General features: G+C 65.0%; 21 protein-coding genes and 3 tRNA genes. 16 read left to right on the top strand and 8 right to left on the bottom strand.

Going from position 1 to position 23,344, the window contains the following annotated elements; all coding sequences use genetic code 11:
- Positions 1-65: 65 nt before the first annotated feature.
- Positions 66-359 (bottom strand): PepSY domain-containing protein, encoded by a 294-nt coding sequence (locus tag FHS75_RS14455; protein ID WP_179408393.1) that lies wholly within the window; start codon positions 357-359, stop codon positions 66-68.
- 127 nt (positions 360-486) lie between these two features.
- Between FHS75_RS14455 and FHS75_RS14450 the strand changes: the two genes are divergently transcribed.
- Complete coding sequence (locus FHS75_RS14450) at positions 487-2,283, top strand: ABC-F family ATP-binding cassette domain-containing protein (RefSeq protein ID WP_179408392.1); 1,797 nt, start codon at positions 487-489, stop codon at positions 2,281-2,283.
- A gap of 19 nt (positions 2,284-2,302) precedes the next feature.
- Here the strand turns inward: FHS75_RS14450 and FHS75_RS14445 are convergent, their stop codons facing one another.
- Positions 2,303-2,773, bottom strand: a complete 471-nt coding sequence (locus tag FHS75_RS14445; protein WP_179408391.1) for a nuclear transport factor 2 family protein — start codon at positions 2,771-2,773, stop codon at positions 2,303-2,305.
- 115 nt (positions 2,774-2,888) lie between these two features.
- Entirely contained in the window at positions 2,889-3,362 is a 474-nt protein-coding gene (locus tag FHS75_RS14440) for a DUF6456 domain-containing protein (protein WP_179408390.1), read from the bottom strand.
- A 93-nt stretch (positions 3,363-3,455) separates the two neighbouring features.
- On the opposite strand from FHS75_RS14440, the gene FHS75_RS14435 reads away from it, so the two are divergent.
- Together FHS75_RS14435 and FHS75_RS14430 are read left to right on the top strand one after the other, a co-directional pair.
- Positions 3,456-4,028, top strand: a complete 573-nt coding sequence (locus tag FHS75_RS14435; protein WP_179408389.1) for a helix-turn-helix domain-containing protein — start codon at positions 3,456-3,458, stop codon at positions 4,026-4,028.
- A 15-nt stretch (positions 4,029-4,043) separates the two neighbouring features.
- On the top strand, positions 4,044-5,252 hold the full coding sequence (locus tag FHS75_RS14430) for a glycosyltransferase (RefSeq protein WP_179408441.1): 1,209 nt from the start codon (positions 4,044-4,046) through the stop codon (positions 5,250-5,252).
- Between the two features lie 4 nt (positions 5,253-5,256).
- Here FHS75_RS14430 and secF read toward each other — a convergent pair whose 3' ends face one another.
- Genes secF through yajC form a run of 3 tightly spaced genes read right to left on the bottom strand, consistent with a single transcriptional unit; the run spans position 5,257 to position 8,247 of the window.
- Positions 5,257-6,240 carry a protein translocase subunit SecF gene (gene secF, locus FHS75_RS14425; RefSeq protein WP_179408388.1) on the bottom strand — a complete coding sequence of 328 codons (984 nt, stop codon included), beginning with the start codon at positions 6,238-6,240 and terminating at the stop codon, positions 5,257-5,259.
- Positions 6,241-6,252: 12 nt separating this feature from the next.
- Positions 6,253-7,860 (bottom strand): protein translocase subunit SecD, encoded by a 1,608-nt coding sequence (secD, locus tag FHS75_RS14420; protein ID WP_179408387.1) that lies wholly within the window; start codon positions 7,858-7,860, stop codon positions 6,253-6,255.
- 51 nt (positions 7,861-7,911) lie between these two features.
- On the bottom strand, positions 7,912-8,247 hold the full coding sequence (gene yajC / locus FHS75_RS14415; protein ID WP_179408386.1) for a preprotein translocase subunit YajC: 336 nt from the start codon (positions 8,245-8,247) through the stop codon (positions 7,912-7,914).
- 207 nt (positions 8,248-8,454) lie between these two features.
- On the opposite strand from yajC, the gene FHS75_RS14410 reads away from it, so the two are divergent.
- From FHS75_RS14410 to aroQ, 3 genes are all read left to right on the top strand, one after another.
- Positions 8,455-8,531: transfer RNA gene (locus FHS75_RS14410), tRNA-Pro, on the top strand.
- Positions 8,532-8,645: 114 nt separating this feature from the next.
- On the top strand, positions 8,646-9,059 hold the full coding sequence (locus FHS75_RS14405) for a holin family protein (protein ID WP_179408385.1): 414 nt from the start codon (positions 8,646-8,648) through the stop codon (positions 9,057-9,059).
- 108 nt (positions 9,060-9,167) lie between these two features.
- Positions 9,168-9,605, top strand: a complete 438-nt coding sequence (aroQ, locus tag FHS75_RS14400) for a type II 3-dehydroquinate dehydratase (RefSeq protein ID WP_179408384.1) — start codon at positions 9,168-9,170, stop codon at positions 9,603-9,605.
- Here aroQ and FHS75_RS14395 read toward each other — a convergent pair.
- The gene (locus FHS75_RS14395) at positions 9,602-10,072 is read right to left on the bottom strand and encodes an Lrp/AsnC family transcriptional regulator (protein WP_179408383.1); all 471 of its coding nucleotides are present in this window, start codon (positions 10,070-10,072) and stop codon (positions 9,602-9,604) included. The genes aroQ and FHS75_RS14395 overlap by 4 nt on opposite strands.
- 212 nt (positions 10,073-10,284) lie before the next feature.
- Between FHS75_RS14395 and FHS75_RS14390 the strand changes: the two genes are divergently transcribed.
- From FHS75_RS14390 to FHS75_RS14345, 10 genes are all read left to right on the top strand, one after another.
- Entirely contained in the window at positions 10,285-12,015 is a 1,731-nt protein-coding gene (locus FHS75_RS14390) for a HAMP domain-containing histidine kinase (RefSeq protein ID WP_179408382.1), read from the top strand.
- A 30-nt stretch (positions 12,016-12,045) separates the two neighbouring features.
- Positions 12,046-13,050: a polysaccharide deacetylase family protein gene (locus FHS75_RS14385; RefSeq protein ID WP_179408381.1), complete on the top strand. Its 1,005-nt coding sequence runs from the start codon at positions 12,046-12,048 to the stop codon at positions 13,048-13,050.
- 85 nt (positions 13,051-13,135) lie between these two features.
- Positions 13,136-13,211: transfer RNA gene (locus FHS75_RS14380), tRNA-Ile, on the top strand.
- Between the two features lie 43 nt (positions 13,212-13,254).
- Positions 13,255-13,331: transfer RNA gene (locus FHS75_RS14375), tRNA-Pro, on the top strand.
- Between the two features lie 113 nt (positions 13,332-13,444).
- Complete coding sequence (locus FHS75_RS14370) at positions 13,445-15,436, top strand: oxidoreductase (protein ID WP_179408380.1); 1,992 nt, start codon at positions 13,445-13,447, stop codon at positions 15,434-15,436.
- Between the two features lie 310 nt (positions 15,437-15,746).
- Complete coding sequence (locus FHS75_RS14365) at positions 15,747-15,968, top strand: hypothetical protein (protein WP_179408379.1); 222 nt, start codon at positions 15,747-15,749, stop codon at positions 15,966-15,968.
- Between the two features lie 441 nt (positions 15,969-16,409).
- On the top strand, positions 16,410-16,877 hold the full coding sequence (locus FHS75_RS14360) for a low molecular weight protein-tyrosine-phosphatase (protein WP_179408378.1): 468 nt from the start codon (positions 16,410-16,412) through the stop codon (positions 16,875-16,877).
- Between the two features lie 188 nt (positions 16,878-17,065).
- Positions 17,066-17,848, top strand: coding sequence for a phosphoribosylaminoimidazolesuccinocarboxamide synthase (purC, locus tag FHS75_RS14355; protein ID WP_179408377.1), 783 nt, complete (start codon positions 17,066-17,068; stop codon positions 17,846-17,848).
- A 2-nt stretch (positions 17,849-17,850) separates the two neighbouring features.
- Positions 17,851-20,706: a M16 family metallopeptidase gene (locus tag FHS75_RS14350; RefSeq protein ID WP_229735624.1), complete on the top strand. Its 2,856-nt coding sequence runs from the start codon at positions 17,851-17,853 to the stop codon at positions 20,704-20,706.
- 126 nt (positions 20,707-20,832) lie between these two features.
- On the top strand, positions 20,833-22,674 hold the full coding sequence (locus FHS75_RS14345) for a cation:proton antiporter (protein ID WP_229735623.1): 1,842 nt from the start codon (positions 20,833-20,835) through the stop codon (positions 22,672-22,674).
- Here the strand turns inward: FHS75_RS14345 and FHS75_RS14340 are convergent.
- Entirely contained in the window at positions 22,666-23,343 is a 678-nt protein-coding gene (locus FHS75_RS14340) for an HAD-IA family hydrolase (protein WP_179408376.1), read from the bottom strand. The genes FHS75_RS14345 and FHS75_RS14340 overlap by 9 nt on opposite strands.
- Position 23,344 lies beyond the last annotated feature (1 nt).

Below are 23,344 nucleotides of genomic sequence, written 5' to 3'. Positions count from 1 at the left end.
CAGGTTCCCCGTTTGTTGGGAAAAGCCATGAGGCGAAAGGATGTTTCGGTCAAGCGGGCCAAACTTCAGCGCGACTGGTTGATGATCCGCCCGGTGCGGGCATCCACGTCCACGAACATGACCTTGCCGGCGCGGATGAACTTCAGCCGGTAAGCCATTGCGGTGGGATCGTATTCAGGGCCGAGATACTGCATGCCCTTCATCATCGGGAGTACGCGGCGCTCGATCTCGCGCAGGGGGCGGACGTTGCCCTCCTTGCGCTCCTTGCGCACCTGGCTCTGTTCCGAACGCGGCTCTCCCAGCGCCGGCGCGGCCGACATGACGAGAGCCAGCGATATCGGGAAGAGCAGCCATTTCATGACGCCATGGTGCCTAGCCCCAAGGCGTTGAACAAGGTGTGAATGCCGCAGTTGCGAAGCGGCAAGGTTCGGGCGGCCACGTGCAAAGCGGTTGCCGCCCCTCACCGCCGGGTATAGGTGCCCGCGCATGGCGACACCCCCGATCCTCAGCTGGGAAGGCCTCGGCCTGATCCAGGGCTCCGGCTGGCTCTTCCAGGACATCGACCTGCATATCGGCCCGCGTGACCGGCTGGCGCTGATCGGGCGTAACGGCGCGGGCAAGACGACGCTCCTGCGCCTTATCGCCGATCGCATCGAGGCGGACCGCGGCCTGCGCTCGGTCCAGCCCGGGACGAAGATCGTGACGCTGGAGCAGGACCCGTTCTTCAGGGGCTACGACACGCTGCTCGATTTCACGCTCGACGGCGACGACGCGCCGCCGCAGCACGCGGTCGAGGCGATCGCCGACCAACTCGGCATAGACCTCTCGCGCGAGGCCGACAGTGCGAGCGGTGGTGAGCGACGGCGCGCTGCGCTGTGCCGGGCGCTTGCATCGGAACCCGATCTGCTGCTCCTCGACGAGCCGACCAACCACCTCGACCTTGCCGCGATCGACTGGCTGGAAGGCTGGCTGCAGCGTTTTACCGGCGCTTTCATCGTCATCAGTCACGACCGGACGTTCCTCACCCGCCTGACCCGCGCGACGCTAAGGCTCGACCGCGGCAACCTGCGGCGCAAGGAAGTGGGTTTCGGCGGATACGAGGCCTGGGAAGAGCAGGTCTATTCCGAAGAGGCCCGCGCCGCCGAGAAACTGGAAGCCAAACTGAAGATCGAGGCGCACTGGCTGGAACGCGGAGTGACCGCGCGCCGCAAGCGCAACCAGGGCCGGCTGGAAAAGCTCTACGAGATGCGCGCCCAGCGTGCCGCGATGCTCAGCCCGCAGGGTGCCGCAAAGCTCAAAGTCGTGGCCGACGACGTGAAGACCAAGTCGGTGATCGTCGCCGAACACGTCACCAAGCGGTTCGGCAAGGGCGAGGACGAACGCACGATCATCCGCGACTTCAACCTGCGCATCCAGCGCGGCGACCGTATCGGCATCGTCGGCGCGAACGGATCGGGCAAGACCACGTTGCTGAAGTTGCTCACCGGCGAACTCGAACCCGACGAGGGCGAGGTCATGCTGGCAAAGACGCTGACCGGTACGGTCATCGATCAGCAGCGCAGCCTGCTTTCGCCCGAAAAGCGCCTGCGCGACGTGCTGGCGGAAGGCGGCGACTGGATCGACGTGCGCGGCGTGCGAAAGCACGTGCAGGGCTACCTCAAGGAATTCCTGTTCGATCCCGGCCTCGTTGATGCGAAAGTCGGCACGCTGTCGGGCGGAGAACGTTCGCGCCTGCTGCTCGCCCGCGAATTCGCCCGCAAGTCGAACCTTCTGGTACTCGACGAGCCGACCAACGACCTCGACCTCGAAACGCTTGACCTCCTCCAGGAAGTCATCGCCGACTACGAAGGCACGGTGCTGATCGTCAGCCACGACCGCGACTTCCTCGACCGCACGGTCTCCGTAACGCTCGGGCTCGACGGATCGGGCCATGTCGACATCGTTGCGGGCGGCTATGCCGACTGGGAAGCCAAGCGCAAGCGCCGATCCGCGCCGTCGAGGGCAAAGTCTTCGGCCGGTTCCGGCACAGCGCCTCCCCCGCCCAAGCCCAAAAGCACCAAGCTGACCTACAACGACCAGCGCGATTACGACCTGCTGCCGGACCGCATCGAAGAACTGGAAGCCGCGATCGCGCGCGACGAGGCGGCGCTGGCCGACCCCGAACTCTACAACCGCGATCCCGACCGCTTCGCGAAACTCACCGAAGCTCTCGAAAAGGCGCGCACGGAAAAGGAAACGGCAGAGGAACGCTGGCTCGAACTTGCCGAACAGGTCGAGGGCTAGGAAACCGGCAGCCTTATGATCAGGGCGCTGTGCCGGACAGGATCACCTTCAGGCGGGTCAGCCTCAGCCGGTCGATGATCCAGCCATCGCCTTCGCGGCGGTAGCGTTCGTGATAGTGGCCCCAGCCGTGCAGGTAGGCAGGATCGCTGCCTTCTGGAAACCAGACGTTGTCCTCCATCCCCCAGATGCATTGCATCGTCCCGTCTCCGGGGTCCGAGAATTCCGGCATGTAACCCTGGTGCACCGTTACGAGGCCGGGAACGACATCTCGCAGGAACGCCTTGAACTCGCTGCCCGTCATCAGGCCCGCGTCGCCGTCGATCTGCGGCATGGCGCTGGCATCGCCCGACGAGGTGACGTTGCGGAAATCGATCTCGGCATCATCGGCGACCAGCTTGTCGAAACCGTCGAAATCCTTGTGATCGAGGCAGTAGAAATAGTGCGCCTTCAGGTTGGCGATCTCGCGGCATGCGCGTTCGTATTCAGTCATCGGTGTCCCCTCTCAGGGTTACGCGTCGGATCCTTCATGCGCCCCCCGACCGCAGAACAGCACGGCGGAGAGCGGCCCACAACAGGCAATGATCACCGATCGACACGCGCCCTGTTCAGACGATCCGGTAGAAGTCCGCCACGCGGTCGAGCGCAAGTTTCAGGACGAGCTTTCCGCTGCGCGACGGCCAGGCGAGCGCCTTTTCCGCATCGGGCAGCCCCTCGCCCGCGCAGACCACGCGCCACAGGATGTCCGACAGGCCGGACCCTGCTTGCGCAACGGCGCCCTCGTAACGCTGTTTCGCCGCCATCTGGCGCTCGGTCGGGCTGAGACCTGCGTCGCGCCCGCTTCCCTTGATGCGAACCGGGACCCAGCGCATCGTCACGCCGGGCGAGAGCTGCGCGAACTCCCAGTCCGCCCTCAGCCTCTCGCCCGCATCGAACTGGCGGCCCGAAAGATGACCGCGCGCATGCAGCCAGCTAAGCGGCGATTCGGCAACATTGACGGTGACGCTCCGACCGCGGCGGCCCGCCTTGCGGCGCGTCGGGCCTTCTGCGGTGAGTTCGCGTTCCTCGAGAACCTGCTTCATGAAATACTCCCTGGCTGACTTTCGCGCGGGACTTGCCAAAAAGGTGGTCCTGTAGGAAAGGTGAAAACCTATACGGTTACCGGGAGGCGGCCTGTGATCAATCGCATCCGAGACGTTCGTACCCAGAAAGGGCTGACGCTGGCCGACGTGGCGGAGCGCTGCGAACCGCCGACGACCGCACAGACCATCGGACGGCTGGAAACCGGCATGCGCAACCTCTCGCTGGGCTGGATGAACCGGATCGCCGCCGCACTGGAAGTAGACCCGGAAGTGCTTCTCACTTCGGAAGACGCGGTGCAGCCCAGGGTCGTCGCCCGGCTGGTCGAGGCCGGAGCCGAAGCCCTCACCTCGCCGCGCGATGCGATCCTGCCTACCAGTCTCGGCGGGGACGCTCCGCTGGTCGCCATGACCGTAGAGGCCAGCGCGGGAGACTACCGCACCGGCGACCAGGTCTGGCTGCGCGAGCATGCCCCCGAAGACTATCCGCGGCTCCTCAACCGCGATGTCCTCGCTCCCCGTCCGGGCGGGCGGTTCGCGTTCGGCAGGATGATCGACCGGGACGCCGCACGCATCGCGATTCTCCCGCCTGGCCAGGGCCAGCGTCAGGTCGTCATCGAGAATCCGCCATGGATCGCGGCTAGTGAAATGCTGGTGAGAAAGCTGTAGGGAAGCCAGCGCATGATCCGCATACTTTCGCTGAGCACCCTGTTCCCCAGCCCCGAACGCCCCACTTTCGGCAAGTTCGTCGCCAACCAGATGGCCGGCGTCGCTTCGCGCGGCGATGTCGAGGTCACGATGGTCAATCCCATCGGGATACCTCCCTGGCCGCTGAGCCTGCGGCGCCGTTACAGCAAGCTCAGGCACACTCCGGCGGAAACGACGCTCGAGGGCATGCGCATCCTGCACCCGCAGTTCACGACGATCCCCAAGATCGGCGGGGACGGCAACCCTGGCCGTATCGCCGAAGCGATCATGCCACTCGCGCGCAGGTTGCATGCGGAGCAGCCCTTCGACATCGTCGACGCGCAGTTCTTCTTCCCCGACGGCCCGGCTGCCGCCCGCATCGCTGCCGATCTCGGCGTACCGCTGACAATCAAGGCCCGCGGGTCCGACATCCATTACTGGGGCGGGCGCCCGAGAGCGCTCGAGCAGATGCTCGGCGCCGCAAGGCAAGCGGACAGGCTGCTCGCCGTGTCCTGCGCGCTGCGCTCCGACATGGCCCGGCTCGGGATGGCGAAGGATAAGATCGCGGTGCACTACACGGGGCTCGACCGGTCCCGTTTCAAGGTGATGGACCGCGCAGCCGCGCGCGCACTGGTCTCGGCGATTCCCGAGCTTGGCGTCTGGACGCGCGGCCCGCTGATCGTCACGCCCGGATCGCTCATCCAGATCAAGGGACAGCGGCTGGTGATAGAGGCCCTGCCCGAACTCGAGGAAGCGACGCTGGCAATCGCGGGTACCGGCGAGGACGAGCAGGCGCTTCGGGCGCATGCGAAAGAACTGGGCGTCGCGGACCGGGTGCAGTTCCTCGGCCACGTTTCTCACGATGTCCTCCCGCAGCTGTTCTCCGCCGCCAATGTCGTCGCGCTGCCTTCCGAGCGCGAGGGACTCGCCAACGTGTGGATCGAGGCGATGGCCTGCGGCGCGCCGCTCGTCATTCCCGACATCGGCGGTGCGGTCGAAGTCGTGACGAATCCCGGCGCAGGGCGGATCGCTGTGCGCGAACCGCACGCCATCGCATCGGCGATCCGCGAAATCCTGAAAAACCAGCCCGATCAGGATGCCGTGGCGCAAAACGTCGCGCGGTTCTGCTGGGAGACGAACGCAGCCGAAATCGTCGAGATATGGCGGGCACTGGCGCATCGCGAAGGAGCGCTGCCCGCCGATTGATCGCTCAGACCGAGCTGCGCTCCCGCGCGATCCGTTCCTGCCGGTCCGCCTCGGTCTCCCTTGGCACGAAGCTGTCGGAGCTGACTTTAAGCCAGATCAGGATCGGCGCCGCCATGTAGACAGAGCTGTAGGTGCCTACGAAGATGCCGAGCGTGATCGCGGCGGCGAGCCCGAAGAGGCTGTCCGGCCCGAAGAAGAGCAACGGTATCAGCGCGACGAGCAAGGTCAGCGACGTCATCACCGTGCGCGCCAGCGTCTCGTTCACCGACAGGTCGAGCAGTTCCGCGATCGGCATGCGACGGTACTTCTTCAGGTTCTCGCGAATGCGGTCGTAGACCACGATCGTGTCGTTCAGCGAATAGCCGATGATGGCAAGCACCGCGGCGATGATCTGCAGGCTGAACTCCATCTGGAACAGCGCGAACATGCCCAGCGTCAGCGACACGTCGTGGAAAAGCGCGAAGAGTGCCCCTACGCCGAACTGCCATTCGAAACGCACCCAGATGTAGATCGCGATGGCAAGCATGGCGGCAAGCAGCGCGTAGAAGGCCTTGGTACGGAATTCGCCCGAAACCTTGCCCGAAACGCTGTCGACGCCGTCGATGCGGATATCGGGGTACTGGTTCTGCATCGCGGCGACGATCTGGCTGGTGATGCGGTCGGCTGCACCCGGCTGGCCTTCGACCTCCGCCGGAAGCTTCGTCCGGATCGAGACCTCGTTCGGGTTGCCGAACCGCTGGATTATCGGCTCGCCGTAGCCAAGCCCGCCCACCGTCTCGCGAAGGTCGGCGACCGGCGCTTCCGCCTGCCCGACGAAAGTCGCGCGGATCTCCTGCCCGCCCGAGAAGTCGACGCCATAGTTCAGGCCCTGCGTGAACACGAGCGCCCAGCTTGCCGCAATCAGCAGCAGGCTGACGATGTAGAACGGCACCCGCCACTTCAGGAAGCGGATGTTGGTGTCTTCGGGGACGAGCTTGAGAAGGCGCATCGTTTCGGTCCCTCAGATATGCAGTTCGCTCGGCCGCGCCTTGCGCAGCCAGCGCGCGACCCACATGCGTGTAAGCGCGACGGCGGTGAAAACGGACGTGAACAGGCCGATGATGAGGACGACCGCGAAACCGCGGATCGGTCCCGAACCGAACAGAAACAGCAGCACGCCGGCGATGAAGTTCGTGACGTTGGCGTCGTAGATGGCGCGGCTGGCTTCCTTGTACCCGTTCTCCACGGCGGCGACGACGCGGCGCCCCTTCTTTCGCTCCTCGCGGATGCGCTCGTTGATCAGCACGTTGGCATCGACCGCCGCGCCGATCGTAAGCACGAAACCGGCCAGGCCGGGCAGAGTCAGCGTGGCCCCGAGCACCGCCATGATGCCGAGGATCATCATCACGTTGATGACGAGCGCCGCCGTCGCGTAGAGGCCGAAGCGGCCGTAGGTGGCGATCATCAGCAGGATGACGAGGAGCGTGCCGACGCCCATCGCGATCATGCCCTTGCGGATCGAATCCGCGCCGAGGTCCGGCCCGACGGTCCGTTCCTCGATCACCTTCAGGTCCACAGGGAGCGCGCCCGAACGCAGCGAGATGGCCAGCTGGTTTGCCGTATCGACGGTGAAGCTGCCGGAGATCTGCGCGCTGCCGCCCAGGATCGGTTCGTTGATGTTGGGTGCCGACAGGACCTGTCCGTCGAGGATGATCGCGAAGGGCCGGTTGACGTTCTCGGTCGTCAGCTTGGCGAACTTGGCGCCGCCCTGCTGGTTGAAGGTGATCGATACCACCGGTTCGTTGGTCTGGGAATCGAAGGTCTGCCGCGCGTCGGTAAGCTGGTCGCCCTTGATCCCGCCGAGCCTGCGCACTGCAAGCGCGGGAACGCCGCCTGCTTCGGCCGGATCGGCGTAGGGTACCAGCTCGCTGCCCGGCGGAACGATCCCCTGCGCGAGGTCGGACGGCGCGGCGTTCGTATCGACGAGCTTGAATTCGAGCTTCGCGGTCTGGCCGAGCAACGCCTTCAGCGCTTCGGGATCCTCGAGTCCGGGCACCTGGACCACGATGCGTTCATCGCCTTGCCGGATGATCGTCGGCTCGCGAGTGCCGAGCGCATCGATGCGCTTTCGGACGACTTCGGTCGCCGAATCCATCGCAAGGCTGACGGCCTGCTCGAGGCCTTCCTCGGTCGGCGAAACGATGAAGCGATTGCCGTCGACCACGTTGATTTCCCAGTCGCGCTGCCCGGTCAGGCCCGCGCCGTAGGTGAGCGGCAGGATTTCCTCGCGCGCGGCATCCACCTGCGTGGCATCGTCGAGCATGAAGCTGAGCCGCCCGTCGCTGGTCGAAAGGTCGCCGATCCGGATGCGCGGCTCGGCATCCGAAAGCGCGGTGCGCACGCTCTCTTCCATTGTCTCGAGACGCTGGCGCCCAACTTGCGCGGGGTCGGCCTCGAGCAGTATATGGCTGCCGCCCGCAAGGTCGAGGCCGAGATTGACCATCGGATCGGGCAGCGCCGAGGGCCACGAGATGTTGGCCAGCGAGAGGATCGAGGGAAGCGCGGCAGCGGCGGCAAGAAGCGCAAGCCCCCAGTACCAGACCCTCTTCCAGACGGGGAAATCGAGCATTCAGGCTCCGCGCTTGCTTGGCGAAACGGTAGTACGGTCGGTCATTGCCGCTCAGTCATTCGCAGGAGCGCCCGAGCCGGGCGGGATGACGTCCGAGATCGTCGACTTGACCGCTTTCACGCGCATTCCCTGCGCCAGTTCGATATCGGCATAGTGCTCGTCGACCTTGACCACCTTGCCGACAAGGCCACCGCCGGTAACGACCTGATCGCCCTTGCGCATCGCGCCGATCTTGGCCTGGTGTTCCTTCTGGCGGCGCATCTGCGGGCGAAGGATCAGGAACCAGAAGATCAGGCCCATCGCGACCAGCGGCAGGAACTGCAGCCAGGCAGGCGGTGCACCGCCGGCAGCGGCAGCGGACAGGAGGGAAAGGATTTCGCTGTTCATCGGCATGACGGCTTTCGAATAGGAGACGCGGCCGTTGCCCGCCCATCCGTTTACCGGGCTTGAACGGTGCGGCCACGTTTGAAGGCGCGCGGTTAGCAACAAAGAACCGGCGTGGCAACGCAAGCCGCTCGGGTCGATGCGGTGCATTCGTGCGACCGCACCGGCTTGCCATCGCATCGGAGCGGCCCTATAGGCGCTGGCCTCGGTCGGGACGTAGCGCAGCCTGGTAGCGCATCACACTGGGGGTGTGGGGGTCGGAGGTTCGAATCCTCTCGTCCCGACCAATCTCTGCTTTCGGCGGATCACGCGATCATCGCGCCGGTATGGCGAAAGAATTTTCCTACCTGAACCGATCTGGTTAGATGCGGCGGCTCCTGTCCTCTGTACGGAGCCATGCCATGCCGATCCTCGATTCGCTTATCGGTCCCCTCGTTTCCATCATCGACAAGGTCATCCCGGATCGCGCGGCCCGCGACCGTGCGAAGCTGGAACTGCTGCAGTTGCAAGGTTCGCAGGAGATGCAGATCCTCGAAACGCGCATGTCCGCGATCGTGGCCGAGGCACATTCGGCCGATCCCTGGACGAGCCGCGCCCGCCCGACGTTCCTGTACGTCATGTACGCGATGATTCTGTGGGCGCTGCCGATGGGCATCCTGTCGGCGTTGCATCCCGCAACCGCCCGCGCCGTTTCGGAAGGCATGAACGCCTACCTCGGCTCGCTGCCCGAACCGCTCTACGCGCTGTTCGGCACAGGGTATCTCGGCTACACCGTCGCCCGCCAGTGGGGCAAGGCGAAGGGGACCGACCGCTAGGCCACTTCAGTCGCGACGAAAGCGCCCCCGCCCGCGCCGGGGGGCGACATCGCGCTTGCCAGCAAGCCGGGTGCGCCCTACCCCTCGCCCACGAAGACTGGGGGGATCATGGCGGACAAGCGGATCTACGTTCTCAACGGACCGAACCTGAACCTGCTCGGCATGCGGGAGCCCGGCATCTACGGGAGCGAGACACTCGACGACATCGCTTCGATGCTCGAAGACCGCGCGCGCGAACTCGGCGTTTCCGTCGAGGTGCGCCAGTCGAACCACGAAGGCCACCTCGTCGACTGGATGCACGAGGCGCAGGCCGAGGGTGCGCATGCCGTGCTGCTGAACGCCGGCGCCTATACGCACACCAGCGTTGCGTTGCACGATGCGATCCGGGCGATCGAAGTGCCGGTAATTGAAGTGCACCTGTCCAATCCGCACGCGCGCGAGCCGTTCAGGCACAAGTCGTGGATCGGAATGGCCGCGAAGGGATCGGTCTCGGGTTTCGGCGCCGCGAGCTATCGCATCGCGCTCGACGCGGCGGCCGCGCTCTAGGCGCCTTCGAGCGGGACGCCGGGCAGCTTTTTCGATGTCCTGATCGTCAGCGACGTCTTCACGCTCGCCACGTTCGGCGCGGGCGTAAGCTTGGATGTCAGGAATTCCTGGAAGCTTTGCAGGTCCTTGCTCACGATCTTGAGGATGAAGTCGATCTCGCCATTGAGCATGTGGCATTCGCGCACTTCGGGAAGGTCGCGCATGTGCTCCTCGAACTGGCGAAGCGAATCCTCGGCCTGGCTCTTCAGGCTGACGAGCGCGAAGACCGTGATCGCATAGCCCAGCATCAGCGCGTCTAGCTCGGCATGATAGCCCTTGATGACGCCCTCTTCCTCGAGCGCGCGAACCCTGCGAAGACAAGGCGGAGCCGTGAGGCCGACACGCTGCGCGAGTTCGACGTTGGTGATTCGCCCCTCGGCCTGGAGTTCGGCCAGCAGACGGCGGTCGATCTGGTCGAGATTCGGCATGTCGTCGTTCCTTGCCCCGCTGTTTCGTCACACGGCCTTCTTGGGTAACATCGACGGCCAAGAACCATGTGCTGCGCTAATTTTATTATCTAATAACGTAATCGTCCCGCTTTGCAACGCAACTGGGGGCAATGCTTTTGCCACAGGGACATCGTGGTAGGAGCAAGCTAAGACCTCGTCTGCCAACAGCCCGACAGACCCGATGGAGCCCGATGCATTTCGACGACCGCCTTGCCACTGTCCTGCGGCAGCCGCCACGCGGCGAAGGCATGGTGCGCGTCCAGTACCGTCAGCTTGTCGATCTTCTCGGCACCGCTGGCGCCGAGGGCCGCGGTGAGCACATCGACGCCGCCTATATCCGGCTGGCCGAATTGTCCGGGCTGGTGCCTTCCGGGTCCCGCGCGAGTATCCTTCGCGAACCGGGCCTGCGTCTGCGCAATCCGCGATTGCTTGCGCAACTTGCCGCCGACCAGCCGCAGGTCGCGTCGGCGGCAATATCGTCGGCACGGCTGGATGAGGAGCAGTGGCTGGACCTCATCCCGGCCCTTCCGCTTGCAGCGCGCGGAGCGCTGAGGGACAGCGGGCACCTTCCGCCTCGCGCACTGGAACTGCTGGACCGCCTCGGTATTCGCAGCCGGAGCCTCCCGCCCGCGACGATACCGGCGGTCGAAGAATCACCACCCGAGCCCTCGCAAGCGCCGTTGCCATCGCATGTGCAGCCCGACAGCGCGGCTCCTGCGCGGCAAACCGGGGATGAAAGCGGCATCCGCGCCATCGTCGAGCGGATCGAGAAGCTGAGCCGTGCGCGGCGCGAGAAGGAAATTTCGCTCAACGACGATTCGCCGCCACTTCCTCTCGACGGACTCGAGGAAGATTCCGGATACCGTCGATTGAAGGCATTCGATTTCACGACCGGCAGCGACGGTCGGATCGCCTGGGCGGAATCCGCGGCGGCTCCGATGATCGTGGGGACATCGCTTGCATCGACGTTCGAGGGCGCACCGCTCGAAGGGGACGAGGCGCTCGTCGCCGCATTCCAGCGCCGCCAGCCCATCCTGGGTTCGCGTGTCAAGATCAGCGGTGCGCCTGTCCTTTCCGGCGAATGGCGGATCGACGCACATCCGCGCTTCGCCGGCACGGGAGGCGGCTTCCAGGGCTACGCGGGACGCATGCGGCGGCCTATCGAAACGTCGCCCGAAGAAGCACCCGATCCACGCGTGCGGGAGGCCGACCGCATCCGTCAGGTCCTGCACGAACTGCGCACACCGGTGAACGCGATCCACGGGTTCGCCGAGGCTATACAGCAGGCCCTGTTCGGACCGATCACTCACAACTATCGCGCGCTCGCCGCCGGAATCGCAGCCGATGCGGCGCGGATCATGGCCGGGTTCGACGAGATCGAACGCATGGTGAAGCTCGATGCCGGCGCCCTCGATCTCGAACCCGGACAATGCGACTTCGGGGCCATAGTCGCCGAAACCATCAGCCAGCTTGAAGCCTATTCCGCCTCTCGCAACAGCGGTTTCAAGCTCCACGTCGCGGGCGAGCAACCCGTTGGCCTTTGTCCGCGGGAAGCACGGCAGCTCGCATGGCGGATCCTCGCATCGCTGGCCGGAGCGATGGTGCCCGGCGAAACGCTCGATGTCCGGATCGAGGGCGAAGGGGGCTTTGCGGCGTTTGCAGCCGACCTGCCCTCTTCGCTCGCGCACCTGCCGGAATCCGACCTGTTCGCCGCCAACCCCGCGATCCAGAACAGTGCGCTTGTCGCCAGCATTTTCGGCACGGGTTTCGCCCTGCGGCTCGCCGCTAGCGAGCTCGACGCCGCAGGAGGATCGCTTTCAGTCGAAAGCAACACTTTGCGCCTAACCTTGCCACGCTTGACCGCGTCGGAAGCACTCCATAGCGAGGAACCCGTCGCATCGGCAGCCTCGGGGGGAGGCTGACGCTGGTGTTGTTGCAAGAGGGATCGGGACTTGGCCGGGATCGACATTTCAGTTCCGCCGCAACGACCGGACTTCGTGCAATTTGCCAGGGGCTTCGGAAAACGCTTCATCCTGACGGTGGACACCGAGGAGGAATTCGACTGGTCGGCGCCGCTCGACCGCTCCAGCCACAGCCTCCTGACCGTACCGACCCTGCGCAAGTTCCAGCAGTTCTGCGAAGGCTTCGCGGTCGCGCCCATATACCTCGTCGACTACCCCGTCGCCAGTTCGCCCGCGGCGATCGAAGTCCTCGGCGAAGCGGTGCGCGAAGGCCGGGCCGATATCGGGGTACAGCTCCACCCGTGGGTGAACCCGCCGTTCGACGAGGAACTGAGCGACCGTAACAGCTTCGCGGGCAATCTGCCGCCGGACCTCGAACGGGAGAAGTTCAGCCGTCTTCGCGACCTCATCGAAAAGTCGTTCGGCGCAGCGCCGCTCATCTATCGTGCGGGCCGATACGGTATCGGGCCCAATACCGCAGGAATGCTGGTCGAGGGCGGCATCGCGATCGACACTTCGGTGCGTTCGCAATTCGATTACAGCTACATGGGCGGCCCCAACTTTCGCGAGCATCCCTTGCGACCATACTGGACCGGCGAGCCCGGCGGGCTGATGGAGCTGCCGCTGACGACGGTCTGGTGGGGCATGCTGCGCCAGCTCGGTCCCCTCATCTATCCCCTGCTCTGGCGTGCGCCGTCGCTGCGCGGCGTCCTGTCGCGCGCCGGAATGCTGGAGCGCATCGCGCTGACCCCCGAAGGCATAACCGCCGAGGAAGCCATTCGCGGCATCGACATCGCGCTCGACGACGGGTTGCCGTTGCTGGTGCTCTCGTTCCACAGCCCCTCGATCGCGCCCGGCCACACGCCCTACGTACGCAACGAGCAAGATCTCGACGCCTTCTACGACTGGTGGCGGACGATCCTGGGATACCTCGCGCAACGCGGTGTCGCGCCTGCATCCGTGCGCGACATCATGGACGCCGTCGTGCTTGCCTAGTGCCCGGGGGCGCTGTAACGGGCATCGTGCCCTGCGCCGGTCCTTGCGGTCCGATGCAGGCACGGCGACATCGGTAGGGTTATCGGGGCCTGTAGCTCAGCGGTTAGAGCTGGCCGCTCATAACGGCTAGGTCGCGGGTTCGAATCCTGCCGGGCCCACCACCGACCGAGATCGCCGGTTCGGCCGGACCATCCGGCAAAGGGTCGGGGAGTAGCGCAGCCTGGTAGCGCATCTGCTTTGGGAGCAGAGGGTCGCAGGTTCGAATCCTGTCTCCCCGACCAACACCTGCCGAGTGCGCTCGGCTTGGTCTTTCTGACAGTTTTGCCAAGGCACCGCCTTGCATAGCCTCCCGCAAAAGCGCCGGACATTCAGCCGGCAACACCGGAGAGTTGCATTGAAGCCAGAAGCCGCGCCGCCCGCGAACCTCGCTCGCGTATTGTCGCCTATCGACATCGGGCCTGTCCGTATCAAGAACCGGGTCGTGCGCACCGGGCACGGCACCGGCATCGGCAAGGGCACGATGAACGATGCGCTGGTCGGCTATCATGTCGAGCGCGCGAAAGGCGGGGTCGGCCTTACCATCATCGAGGCGCTCGCGGTCGGATCGAGCGCCTATCCTTTCCTGGTTTCGGGCGCGGAAGGGCTGGTCGAGGGATACCGGAAGCTCGTCGAGCAGTCCGAGCCGTACGACATGAAGATCTTCCAGCAGATCGGCCATCTCGGCAACGAAATCCCGGAACTTGACGGGTCGCCGCCGTGGTCGTCCTCGGACTCGGTGGGAGCCATGGTCGGCGTGCCTGCGCGCGCCATGACCCATGCGCAGATCGATTTCCTCGTCGACTGCTACGAGAAGGCGGCGCGCGATTGCGTGTCGGGCGGGCTGCACGGCGTCGAACTGCACATGGCGCACGGCTACCTTCTCCAACAGTTCCTCTCGCCGGTCCACAATCGCCGCGACGACGAATACGGCGGCAGCTTCGAGAACCGGGCGCGCCTGCCGATCCGCCTGCTCGAACGCGTGCGCGGCGCGATACCCGATACCATGGCCCTTGGCGTGCGGCTGGGAAGCGAGGCGCTGGAAGGCGGCATGAGCCCCGAGGATGTCTCCCGGCTGGCCGGCCTCTTCGAGGAACGCGGCCTCATCGACTTCCTCAACCTGTCAATCGGCACCGACTACAATCCGCACAAGATCATCGGCGCGATGCACGAGGCGGCCGGATACGAGCTCGAATACGACGAACGCCCGTCGCGCGCTGCGAATGTGCCTTCAATCGTGACCGGGCGTTTCCGCACCCTCGAAGAAGCCGAGCAGGTCATTCGCGAGGGCTATGCCGACCTTGTCGGCATGACCCGGGCGCACATCGCCGACGCAGCGATTGTGCGAAAGACGCTCGAAAGCGGTTCGGACAGCGTGCGGCCCTGCATCGGCTGCAACCACGGCTGCATCGGCGGATTGCTTACGGTCGGGCAGATCGGCTGCGCGGTAAACGTCGCCGTCGGCCTCGAGGGGACCTTGTCCGAGGACCTGATCGAACCGGCGGAGCATAAGCGCCGCGTGCTCGTGGTCGGCGGCGGCCCGGCGGGGCTCGAGGCAGCGCGCGTCGCTGCGCTGCGCGGGCACGAAGTGATCCTCGCAGAGGCAGCGCCGCGGCTGGGCGGGTCTCTGGCGATCGCCGCGCTCGCCCCGCGGCGCGGCGGCATCTTCGACATCGTGCACTGGCTCGAGGCCGAAGTCCTGCGCCTCGGCGTCGACCTGCGCCTTTCGACATATATCGAAGCGGACGACATCGCAGGGATCGCGCCCGACGCGGTCATCGTCGCGACCGGCTCGCTTCCGCGCATGGACGGCGGGCAGCACCTTGCGCCGGGCCATGCAGCCGGCGGGATGGAGCACCGCTCGGTAGTCTCGAGCCACGAATTGCTGACCGAGGGGACCAATCGCGACTGGGGAACCCGCGCGGTCGTGTTCGACGATACCGGGCATTACGAGGCAGTGGCAGCAGCGGAGTTCCTGCTTACGCAAGGCGTGGGCGTGACTTTCGTCGCGGCGCACAAGTCGTTCGCGCCAAAGCTCGAACCGGCGCTTTCAGACGATGCCGCGCTCGAGCGGCTTGCCGCGCTGGGCGACTTCCGGCTCGTCACGCACGGCAAGCTGCTTTCCGTTTCCGACGAGGGTGCGACCCTTGGTCGAAGGTACGGCGGGACGGCCGAATCGCTTCCCGCCGATACGGTGGTGTTCGTGTCGCACAACCAGCCGAACGACTCGCTGCTCGCCGAGCTGAAGGGGGCCGGACCCGAAGTTGTCGCGGTCGGCGACGTCCTCAGCCCGCGCTATCTGCAGGTCGCGATCCGCGAAGGACACATGGCGGCGCGCGCCATCGCCTGATTGTTACCGTCGCGCTGCAACGCACAACAGCCCGGCGCGCGTGTCGGACGGTTCGTCGATATGCTTACCTGTTAGCTAATCGAAGTTTTTCCGGTACTTTCGAGTAGGCGTGAGACCCGGCGCGACATGGTGTGCAGAATACGGGACAGGATTAACCCCGTTCGTTTGTTGCATTGCAACAGGCGGGGTAAACCATTGTGGGCGACAGAAGGGGGCAGTCACACGAGGTGGAGATGACACCATGGCCAGACTGCGAAATATCGGTGGGACGCTTCTTCTTTCCGGCGCACTCCTTGCAAGTAGTTCAGCGATGGCCGGCACGCGTGCCGGCGACAAGGAGCTCCCCGAAAAGTCCAGGGATGTGAAAGAGGACGGCGGCTTCTACGACGAAGTGATGTCGGCCCATTCGAAAGGGAAAGATGGCAAGGGCAAATACAGGGGCAAGGGTCACGACGGCTTCCCCGAGCAAGGCAAGGGCAACCACTACGGCTGGCACAAGGGCCACGATCACGACGACAGTTACGGCGGCTGACCGCTCCTGACCCATGACAATCCGAGAAAGGCCCCGCAACCCGGTTGCGGGGCCCTTTTCCGTTATGAAACAGAAGTTTGTAAACCTACCCGGTTTGACACACCGCATGGGCCTGGTCTCGGTCTTCGGGAACCATACGACGACACGTGCATTTTGAGAGACACACCCGCGGGGGACACGGATGGAGTTGACTATGTCTGCAATGAGCTTTCGAAGCAGCCGGCCCAATTCCTGGGTAATGCCGAGGCCGCACCGGGACGCGCACCAGCGCTTTCGTACTTATGGACCGATCCAGCCGATGGAAGGCCCGTCGCTGTTCCAGAAGCTGTTCGGAATTCGTTGAGAACAGCGTCCTGAAGGGTTCGAATTCGACGGTTGGACTGACAGACCACAGGTCCGAAACATCTTGACGACGCATCCGAACGGACCGACGGCCTGAGAATGCCCGTCCGGTCCGTTCTTTTCGTCTGCCTTGGCAATATCTGCCGCTCACCTCTCGCGGAAGCGGCATTGCGGCACGAGGCCGGGCGCGCCGGTCTTTCGCTGCGCATCGACTCGGCGGGCACCGGCGACTGGCACATCGGCGAGGCGCCCGATCCGCGTGCGCAGGCCGAAGCCCGGCGCAACGGCCTCGACATCTCGGCGTACCGCGGACGGCAGGTGACCCGAGCCGATTTCCACGAATTCGATCTCATCCTCGCGCTGGATGCCGAAAATCTGTCGAACCTGCGCAAACTCCGCCCTGCCGATGGCGGCGCACGGCTGGCTCTGCTGCTCGACCAGGTCCCCGGACGCGCGGGCGAGGCAGTAGCGGACCCATACTTCGGCGGCGAGGACGGGTTCGCCGCCACATGGAACGATGTCAGCGAAGCCGCACATGCGATCGTGGAAGGCATAAAGGCCGGCTGACCCCGCTCCGTCGCCAAAGCCTGGCGTCGCAGCATCCGCGTTTCGCCGCGACTTCGCCATCGGTTGGCAATTCCCGGACCGTCGATTATATGCGAGGAACCGTGCCCCGGACCCGTGCAGTTCGCGACCGCGTTCTGTTCGCGCCGGGGCTTGTTGTTCCAGCTTCCGACTTTCCCGAGGTTCGCCCCATGTCCCGTCGCCGCCAGATCTACGAAGGCAAGGCCAAGATCCTGTACGAGGGCCCCGAACCGGGCACGCTCATCCAGTATTTCAAGGACGATGCCACTGCGTTCAATGCGCAGAAGAAAGGCACGATCCAGGGCAAGGGCGTCATCAACAACCGCATCAGCGAGTACGTGTTCACGCGTCTCAACCACATCGGTGTGCCCAATCACTTCATCCGCCGCCTCAACATGCGCGAGCAACTCGTCCGGCAGGTCGAGATCATCCCGATCGAGGTTGTCGTGCGCAACGTGGCTGCCGGCTCGCTTTCCAAGCGCCTTGGCATCGACGAGGGCGAGCAGCTTCCGCATACCCTGATCGAGTACTACTTCAAGGACGACGCGCTGGGCGATCCGCTGATCGCAGAGGAGCACATCGCCTGTTTCGGCTGGGCCTCGAACGAGGAAATGCAGGACATGTCCTCGATGGCGATCCGCGTGAACGATTTCATGTGCGGCATGTTCGCGGCCATCGACATCCGCCTCGTCGACTTCAAGCTGGAGTTCGGGCGCATCTGGGACGGCGATTACAGCCGCGTGATCCTCGCCGACGAGATCAGCCCCGACGGCTGTCGTCTGTGGGACATCAACACCGGCGAAAAGCTCGACAAGGACCGCTTCCGCCGCGATCTCGGCGGTGAGGAAGAGGCTTACCAGGAAGTCGCGCGGCGCCTCGGCCTGCTCCAGGACGATGCCGGGCCGAGCGAGGTCTTCGACCTTGCCAAGCACAGGAAGCGCAGGGGGAAGTAATCTTGCGCCTGCGCGCAGCCGCGACCGCCGCGTTTCTGGCCATCCTCGCCGCCTGCGCACCGCTCGCGCAGGACGTCGCCTCGGCTCCCGCGCAAAGGGCCGGACCGGTCTGGGCGTTCGAGGAAAGCGACATCCCGCCTGACGAGGGCTTCCGCTTCGGGCAACTGCCAAACGGCATGCGCTATATCGTCCGGCAGAACGCGACGCCCGCAGGCACTGCCATCGTGCGCATGGAGATAGAAGCAGGTTCGCTCGACGAGGAAGTCGACGAACTCGGCTTCGCGCATTTCGTCGAGCACATGGCCTTCAACGGCAGCACCAATGTGCCCGAAGGCGAAATGGTGCGTCTCCTCGAACGCAACGGCCTGGCGTTCGGAGCCGATACCAACGCATCGACGGGTTTCGACCGTACGACCTACAAGCTGGACCTCCCGCGTAACGACACCGAACTGCTCGACGTCGCGCTCCACCTTATGCGCGAGACGGCGAGCGAGCTCGGTTTCGATCCGCAGGCGGTGGAGCGCGAGAAGGGCGTGATCCTCGCCGAACGTCGCGACCGCAACACGTACACGTTGCGAAATGCCCTCGACGACACGCAGTTCCTCCATCCCGGCGCGCGCTACCCGGACCGTTTTCCCATCGGGGCAGCCGAAACCATCGCCGGTGCGAGCGCGGATGCCTTGCGCGCCTTCTGGTCGCGCGAATACGTGCCGGAGCACACGACGATCGTCGTGATCGGCGATTTCGACCCCGACCTTGTGGAAGCGCGCATTCGCGACACCTTTTCCGGCTGGACCGGCCCTGCCCCCGAGCCTCAGCCGGGTGGCGGTCCGGTCGATCCCTCGACCGCCGGCCGGACCGATGTCTACGTCGATCCCGCCCTGTCCGAGCGCATTACCGCGACGCGACACGGCCCGTGGCTCGACAAGCCCGATACGGTCGCGCAGCGGCAGGAAGGCCTGCTGCGCCAGATCGGCTACAACATCGTAAATCGCAGGCTGCAGCGTCTCTCACGCCTGACCGACCCTCCCTTCCGCGGCGCGGGTTTCGGCACGGGCGACGTTTTCGAGGACGGTCGATCGACCCGCATCATCGTCGATACGGCGGACGGCAAGTGGAAACGCGGGCTGGAAGCCGCTGTGCAGGAATATCGCCGTGCGCTCGCCTTCGGCTTTACCGAAGCCGAAGTTGCCGAACAGGTCGCAAACATCCGCACTGCCACCGAGAACACGGCGGCTTCCGCCGATACGCTCAACCACCAGACGTGGGAGGGCCTGGCCTTCGGGCTGCTGCGCGAGGACATGGTTCCGTCCGGTCCGCGCTCGGTGCTCGAAAGGCTCGAAACGTTCATTCCGCAGATCACGCCGGACCGGGTGCTCGCCGCCATGAAGCGCGAGGCCGTCCCGCTCGACGACCCGCTCCTGCGATTCAGGGGCCGCACGACACCGGCCGGGGGAGCCGACGCGATCCGCGCCGCCTGGAACGCGGCGATGGCAGAGCAGCTTGCACGCGGCGATGCGCAGACCAGTTCGGAGTTTGCCTATGGCGATTTCGGCGAGCCAGGCAAAATCGTCGAGGACGACCGGATCGAGGACCTCGGCATCAGGAGAGTTCGCTTCGACAACAACGTGATGCTCAACATCAAGCGCACCAAACTCGAGAAAGACCGGGTGCTCGTGGACCTCACGGTCGACGGCGGCGACATGCTCAATACCCGCGAGAATCCGCTGGCAACGCAGATGATGCAGGTTTTCAGCCTTGGCGGCCTCGGACAGCACAGCCGCGACGAATTGCAAACAATACTTGCCGGGCGCACGATCGGCAGTTCGGTATCCAGCACTGCCGAAGGCTTCACCGTGAACGCCCGGACAACGCCGCGCGACCTCGGCCTGCAACTCGACGTGCTCGCCGCCTACCTCTCGGATCCGGGCTACCGGCTCGAAGGCGAAGTCCAGTACCGCCAGAACATCAATGACTTCTTCGCGCGGCGCGACGCAACGCCCTCTTCGGCCCTGCAGACGCGGATCGGGGGCATCCTGTCGGACGAAGACCCGCGATTCACGATCCTGGAACGCCAGGACTATCGCGACCTGACCTTCGAGAAACTGCGCGCCGACATCTCCGAGCGGCTTGGCAATGGCGCGATCGAGATCGGCATCGTCGGCGACATTCCGGAAGATCAGGCCATTGCGCTCGTCGCCCACTCGCTCGGCGCGCTGCCCGGGCGCGAGGCATCCTTTCGCGACTATGCCGCGCAGCAGCCCCGGCCGTTCACCGCGGATTTCAGCCGGAGGATCCTGCGTCACGAGGGTCCCGAGGACCAGGCACTCCTGCGCTTCACCTGGCCGACGACCGACGACGGCGATCCGGTCGAGACGATCACCATGGAACTGCTCGAACGGATCATGCGGATCGAGCTGACCGAGACGCTGCGCGAACGTCTCGGCAAGGCCTATTCGCCGAGCGCTGCGAGCTCGATGTCGCGATACTGGGACGGTTACGGCACCTTCGGCATCGCGGCATCGGTCGACGTGCGGGAAATAGCGGAGACAAGGGACGCACTCGTCGATACCGTCGAGCGGCTTCGTTCGGCTCCCGTCGATGCGGACCTGTTGCAGCGCGCCCGCCAGCCGATGGTCGAAACCTTCCAGAACGCGCTGAAATCGAACGGAGGCTGGCTGACGCTGGTCGACCGCGCGCAGTCCCAGCCCGACCGGATAGAGCGCTTCCTCATGGCCGAAGACCGGCTCAGGGCACTCATGCCTGCGGATGTACAGTCGGCTGCGGCCCGGTGGCTCGTCCCGGAAAAACGGCTGGAAGTCCTTGTCCTTCCCGAAGGTACACCAGCGCCCGATTGATCGTCGTGCGGAACCAGCCGCCCTCAGCCGGGTTGCATAGGTTCCGCATGCCGATCCACGGTTCGCCCCCACCGCCCAAGGCGCAACGCGCCCTTGCTCCTGCGTTGCGATAGGATATCAGGACGTATGGCCGAACCCCTGATGATGAAGATCGCCATGATCGGCGTCCTGGGCGTGACTGCCCAGTGGGTCGCGTGGCGAACCGGGCGTCCGGCGATCGTTTTCCTGCTTGCCGCCGGCATCATCGTCGGTCCGATCGTCGGCATTCTCGACCCGCAGGTCGATTTCGGCGAGTTGAGAGATCCGATAATAAAGCTCGCCGTGGCGGTGATCCTGTTCGAAGGCGGCTTGCAACTCAACCTTCGGGACCTTCGCGAAGCGGGCAATTCGGTCCGAAGACTTATCCTGCTCGGCGTGCCGATAGGATGGATGGCGTGCTCCGCCGCGGTCCATTTCGGCGCGGGGCTGAGCTGGGAGATATCGATGCTGTTCGGCGGCATCCTCGTCGTCACCGGCCCTACCGTGATCGGCCCGATGCTGCGCGCCATCAACGTGCCCAGGCGCGTGGGCGATACGCTCAAGTGGGAAGCGATCATAAACGATCCCATCGGCGCGCTGCTCGCCATCGTCATCTTCGCCGAAATGACCTTCGGCAGCGGCGAGGAAGGACATGGCAGCCTGCTGAGCGTCGCCATAGCCTCGCTCGGGGCTGGCGCGCTGGGTTTCGCGCTCGGCTGGCTGCTGACGTGGGCCTTTCCGCGCGGATACGTACCCGAGTACCTCAAGGCGCCGGTCCTGCTGGTGACTGTCATCGCCGGTTTCGTCGTCGCCGATTTCGTTCAGCACGAAAGCGGACTCGTCACCGTGACGGTGATGGGCATGGTCATGGGCAATCGCCAGACCTTCGCCACCAACACGCTTCGGCGGTTCAAGGAGGATCTTGCGGTCCTGTTGATCGCGGGTGTGTTCATCATCCTTTCGGCGCAGCTTACGTGGGAGAACCTCACGCTCCTGCCGGTGCGCTCCCTCCTGTTCCTCGTGCTCCTGATGTTCGTCGCGCGTCCACTGACCGTGCTGGTCAGCCTCATGTGGTCCGACATGCCGTGGAAGGAGCGGCTGTTCATCGCCTGGATCGCGCCGCGCGGTATCGTTGCGGTCGCCATCACCGGCCTGTTCGCGCTCCGCCTGACCGAACGCGGCGTGCCGGGGGCCGAGCTGCTGGTACCCCTCGCCTTCATCACCGCCATCGCCACCATCACCGCACATGGCTTCACCGCAAAGTGGTGGGCGCGCTACCTCGGGATCGATCGCGGCCAGGGCAACGGGCTGATGCTGATCGGCATCAACGACTGGTCGGTCGCTCTTGCCGAAGCGATGCAGAAAGCAGGCGTGCCCGTCGCGGTGGCGGACAGCAGCAAGTTCAAGCTGCGCGCGGCCCGGAAGAAGGAGCTCGATGCCCACATGGGCGACATGCTCGACGACAATTTCCGGCACCATTTCGACTGGGGCAGCTTCAGCAAGGTCGCCGCGCTGTCGGACAGCGACGCCTATAACGCGCTTGTCTGCTCGGAACTCGGCCCGGAACTCGGCTTCGACAAGGTGCTGCAGGTCGCGCCCGACCAGCGTGGCGGGATGACGACGCCACGCGCCGGCATGATGTTCAAGGAACCGCTGACCATCTACGACCTCCAGACCCGCATTGCCGAAGGCTGGTATCTCAGCCGCACCAAGATCACCGACCAGTTCACCTTCGACCAGTTCAAGTCGCAACTGGAGGAAGGGGCGATGCCGGTGGCCGTGGTGCGCCCCGACGGCAACTACACCTTCTTCTCCTCGATCAACACGCCGAGCGTCGGAGACGGGGACACCATTGTCGGCTTCTACCCGCCGGAAACCGCCGAAGACCACAAGGCGAAGCGCGAGGCCAAGACCCAGAACGCGAACGGGCCGCAACCGTCCTCAGCGTGACAGCGAGGCGAGCGCGGGGATCAGGTCGTCGAAGTGGTCAATGAGCGCATCGGCACCGAGTTGCTCCGGCTCCCTGTCGCAAAACCCGAAGCGCACGGCCACGCATGGCATACCGGCTGCGCGTGCGGCTTGGGTGTCGTACGTCGTGTCGCCAACGTACGCGCAATTGGCGCTGCCGCCGCGTTCGGTCATTTCGATGAGAAGGTCCGGGCTCGGTTTCGAACGTTCCGGGCCGAGCGTGTCTCCGCCGAGAATGACAAAGAAACGTTCGGCCAGCCCGAGGGTGCCGAGCACCTCGCGCGCGAACCGCTCGTACTTGTTGGTGACCACCGCAAGCCGGACCCCACGTTCCTGAAGCGCATCGAGCGCCGCTACCGCACCGGGAAACGGCTTCGTGTGGTTGGCGATGTTGCGGCTGTAGTGATCGAGCAGAGCCGCGTGCAGCCTTCCGAACTCCGCGTCCGAAGGACGCCCGCCGGTCAAGTCGAGCGCACGGCCGAGCATCTTTTTCGAGCCACCGCCGATAAGGTCGCGCGTTTCGGCGTGCGGAACGGGTGGACGGCCGGCCTTTGCCATGGCGTGATTGAGCGCGTCGGCCAGATCGCCGTGCGTGTCGAGAAGCGTCCCGTCAAGGTCGAACCCCACGATGTCGAAAGGAAAGTCGTTCATC

It is taken from the genome of Novosphingobium marinum (assembly GCF_013408095.1).
Classification (GTDB): Bacteria; Pseudomonadota; Alphaproteobacteria; order Sphingomonadales; family Sphingomonadaceae; genus Novosphingobium; species Novosphingobium marinum.
This window is presented reverse-complemented; position numbering and strand designations above follow the sequence as displayed.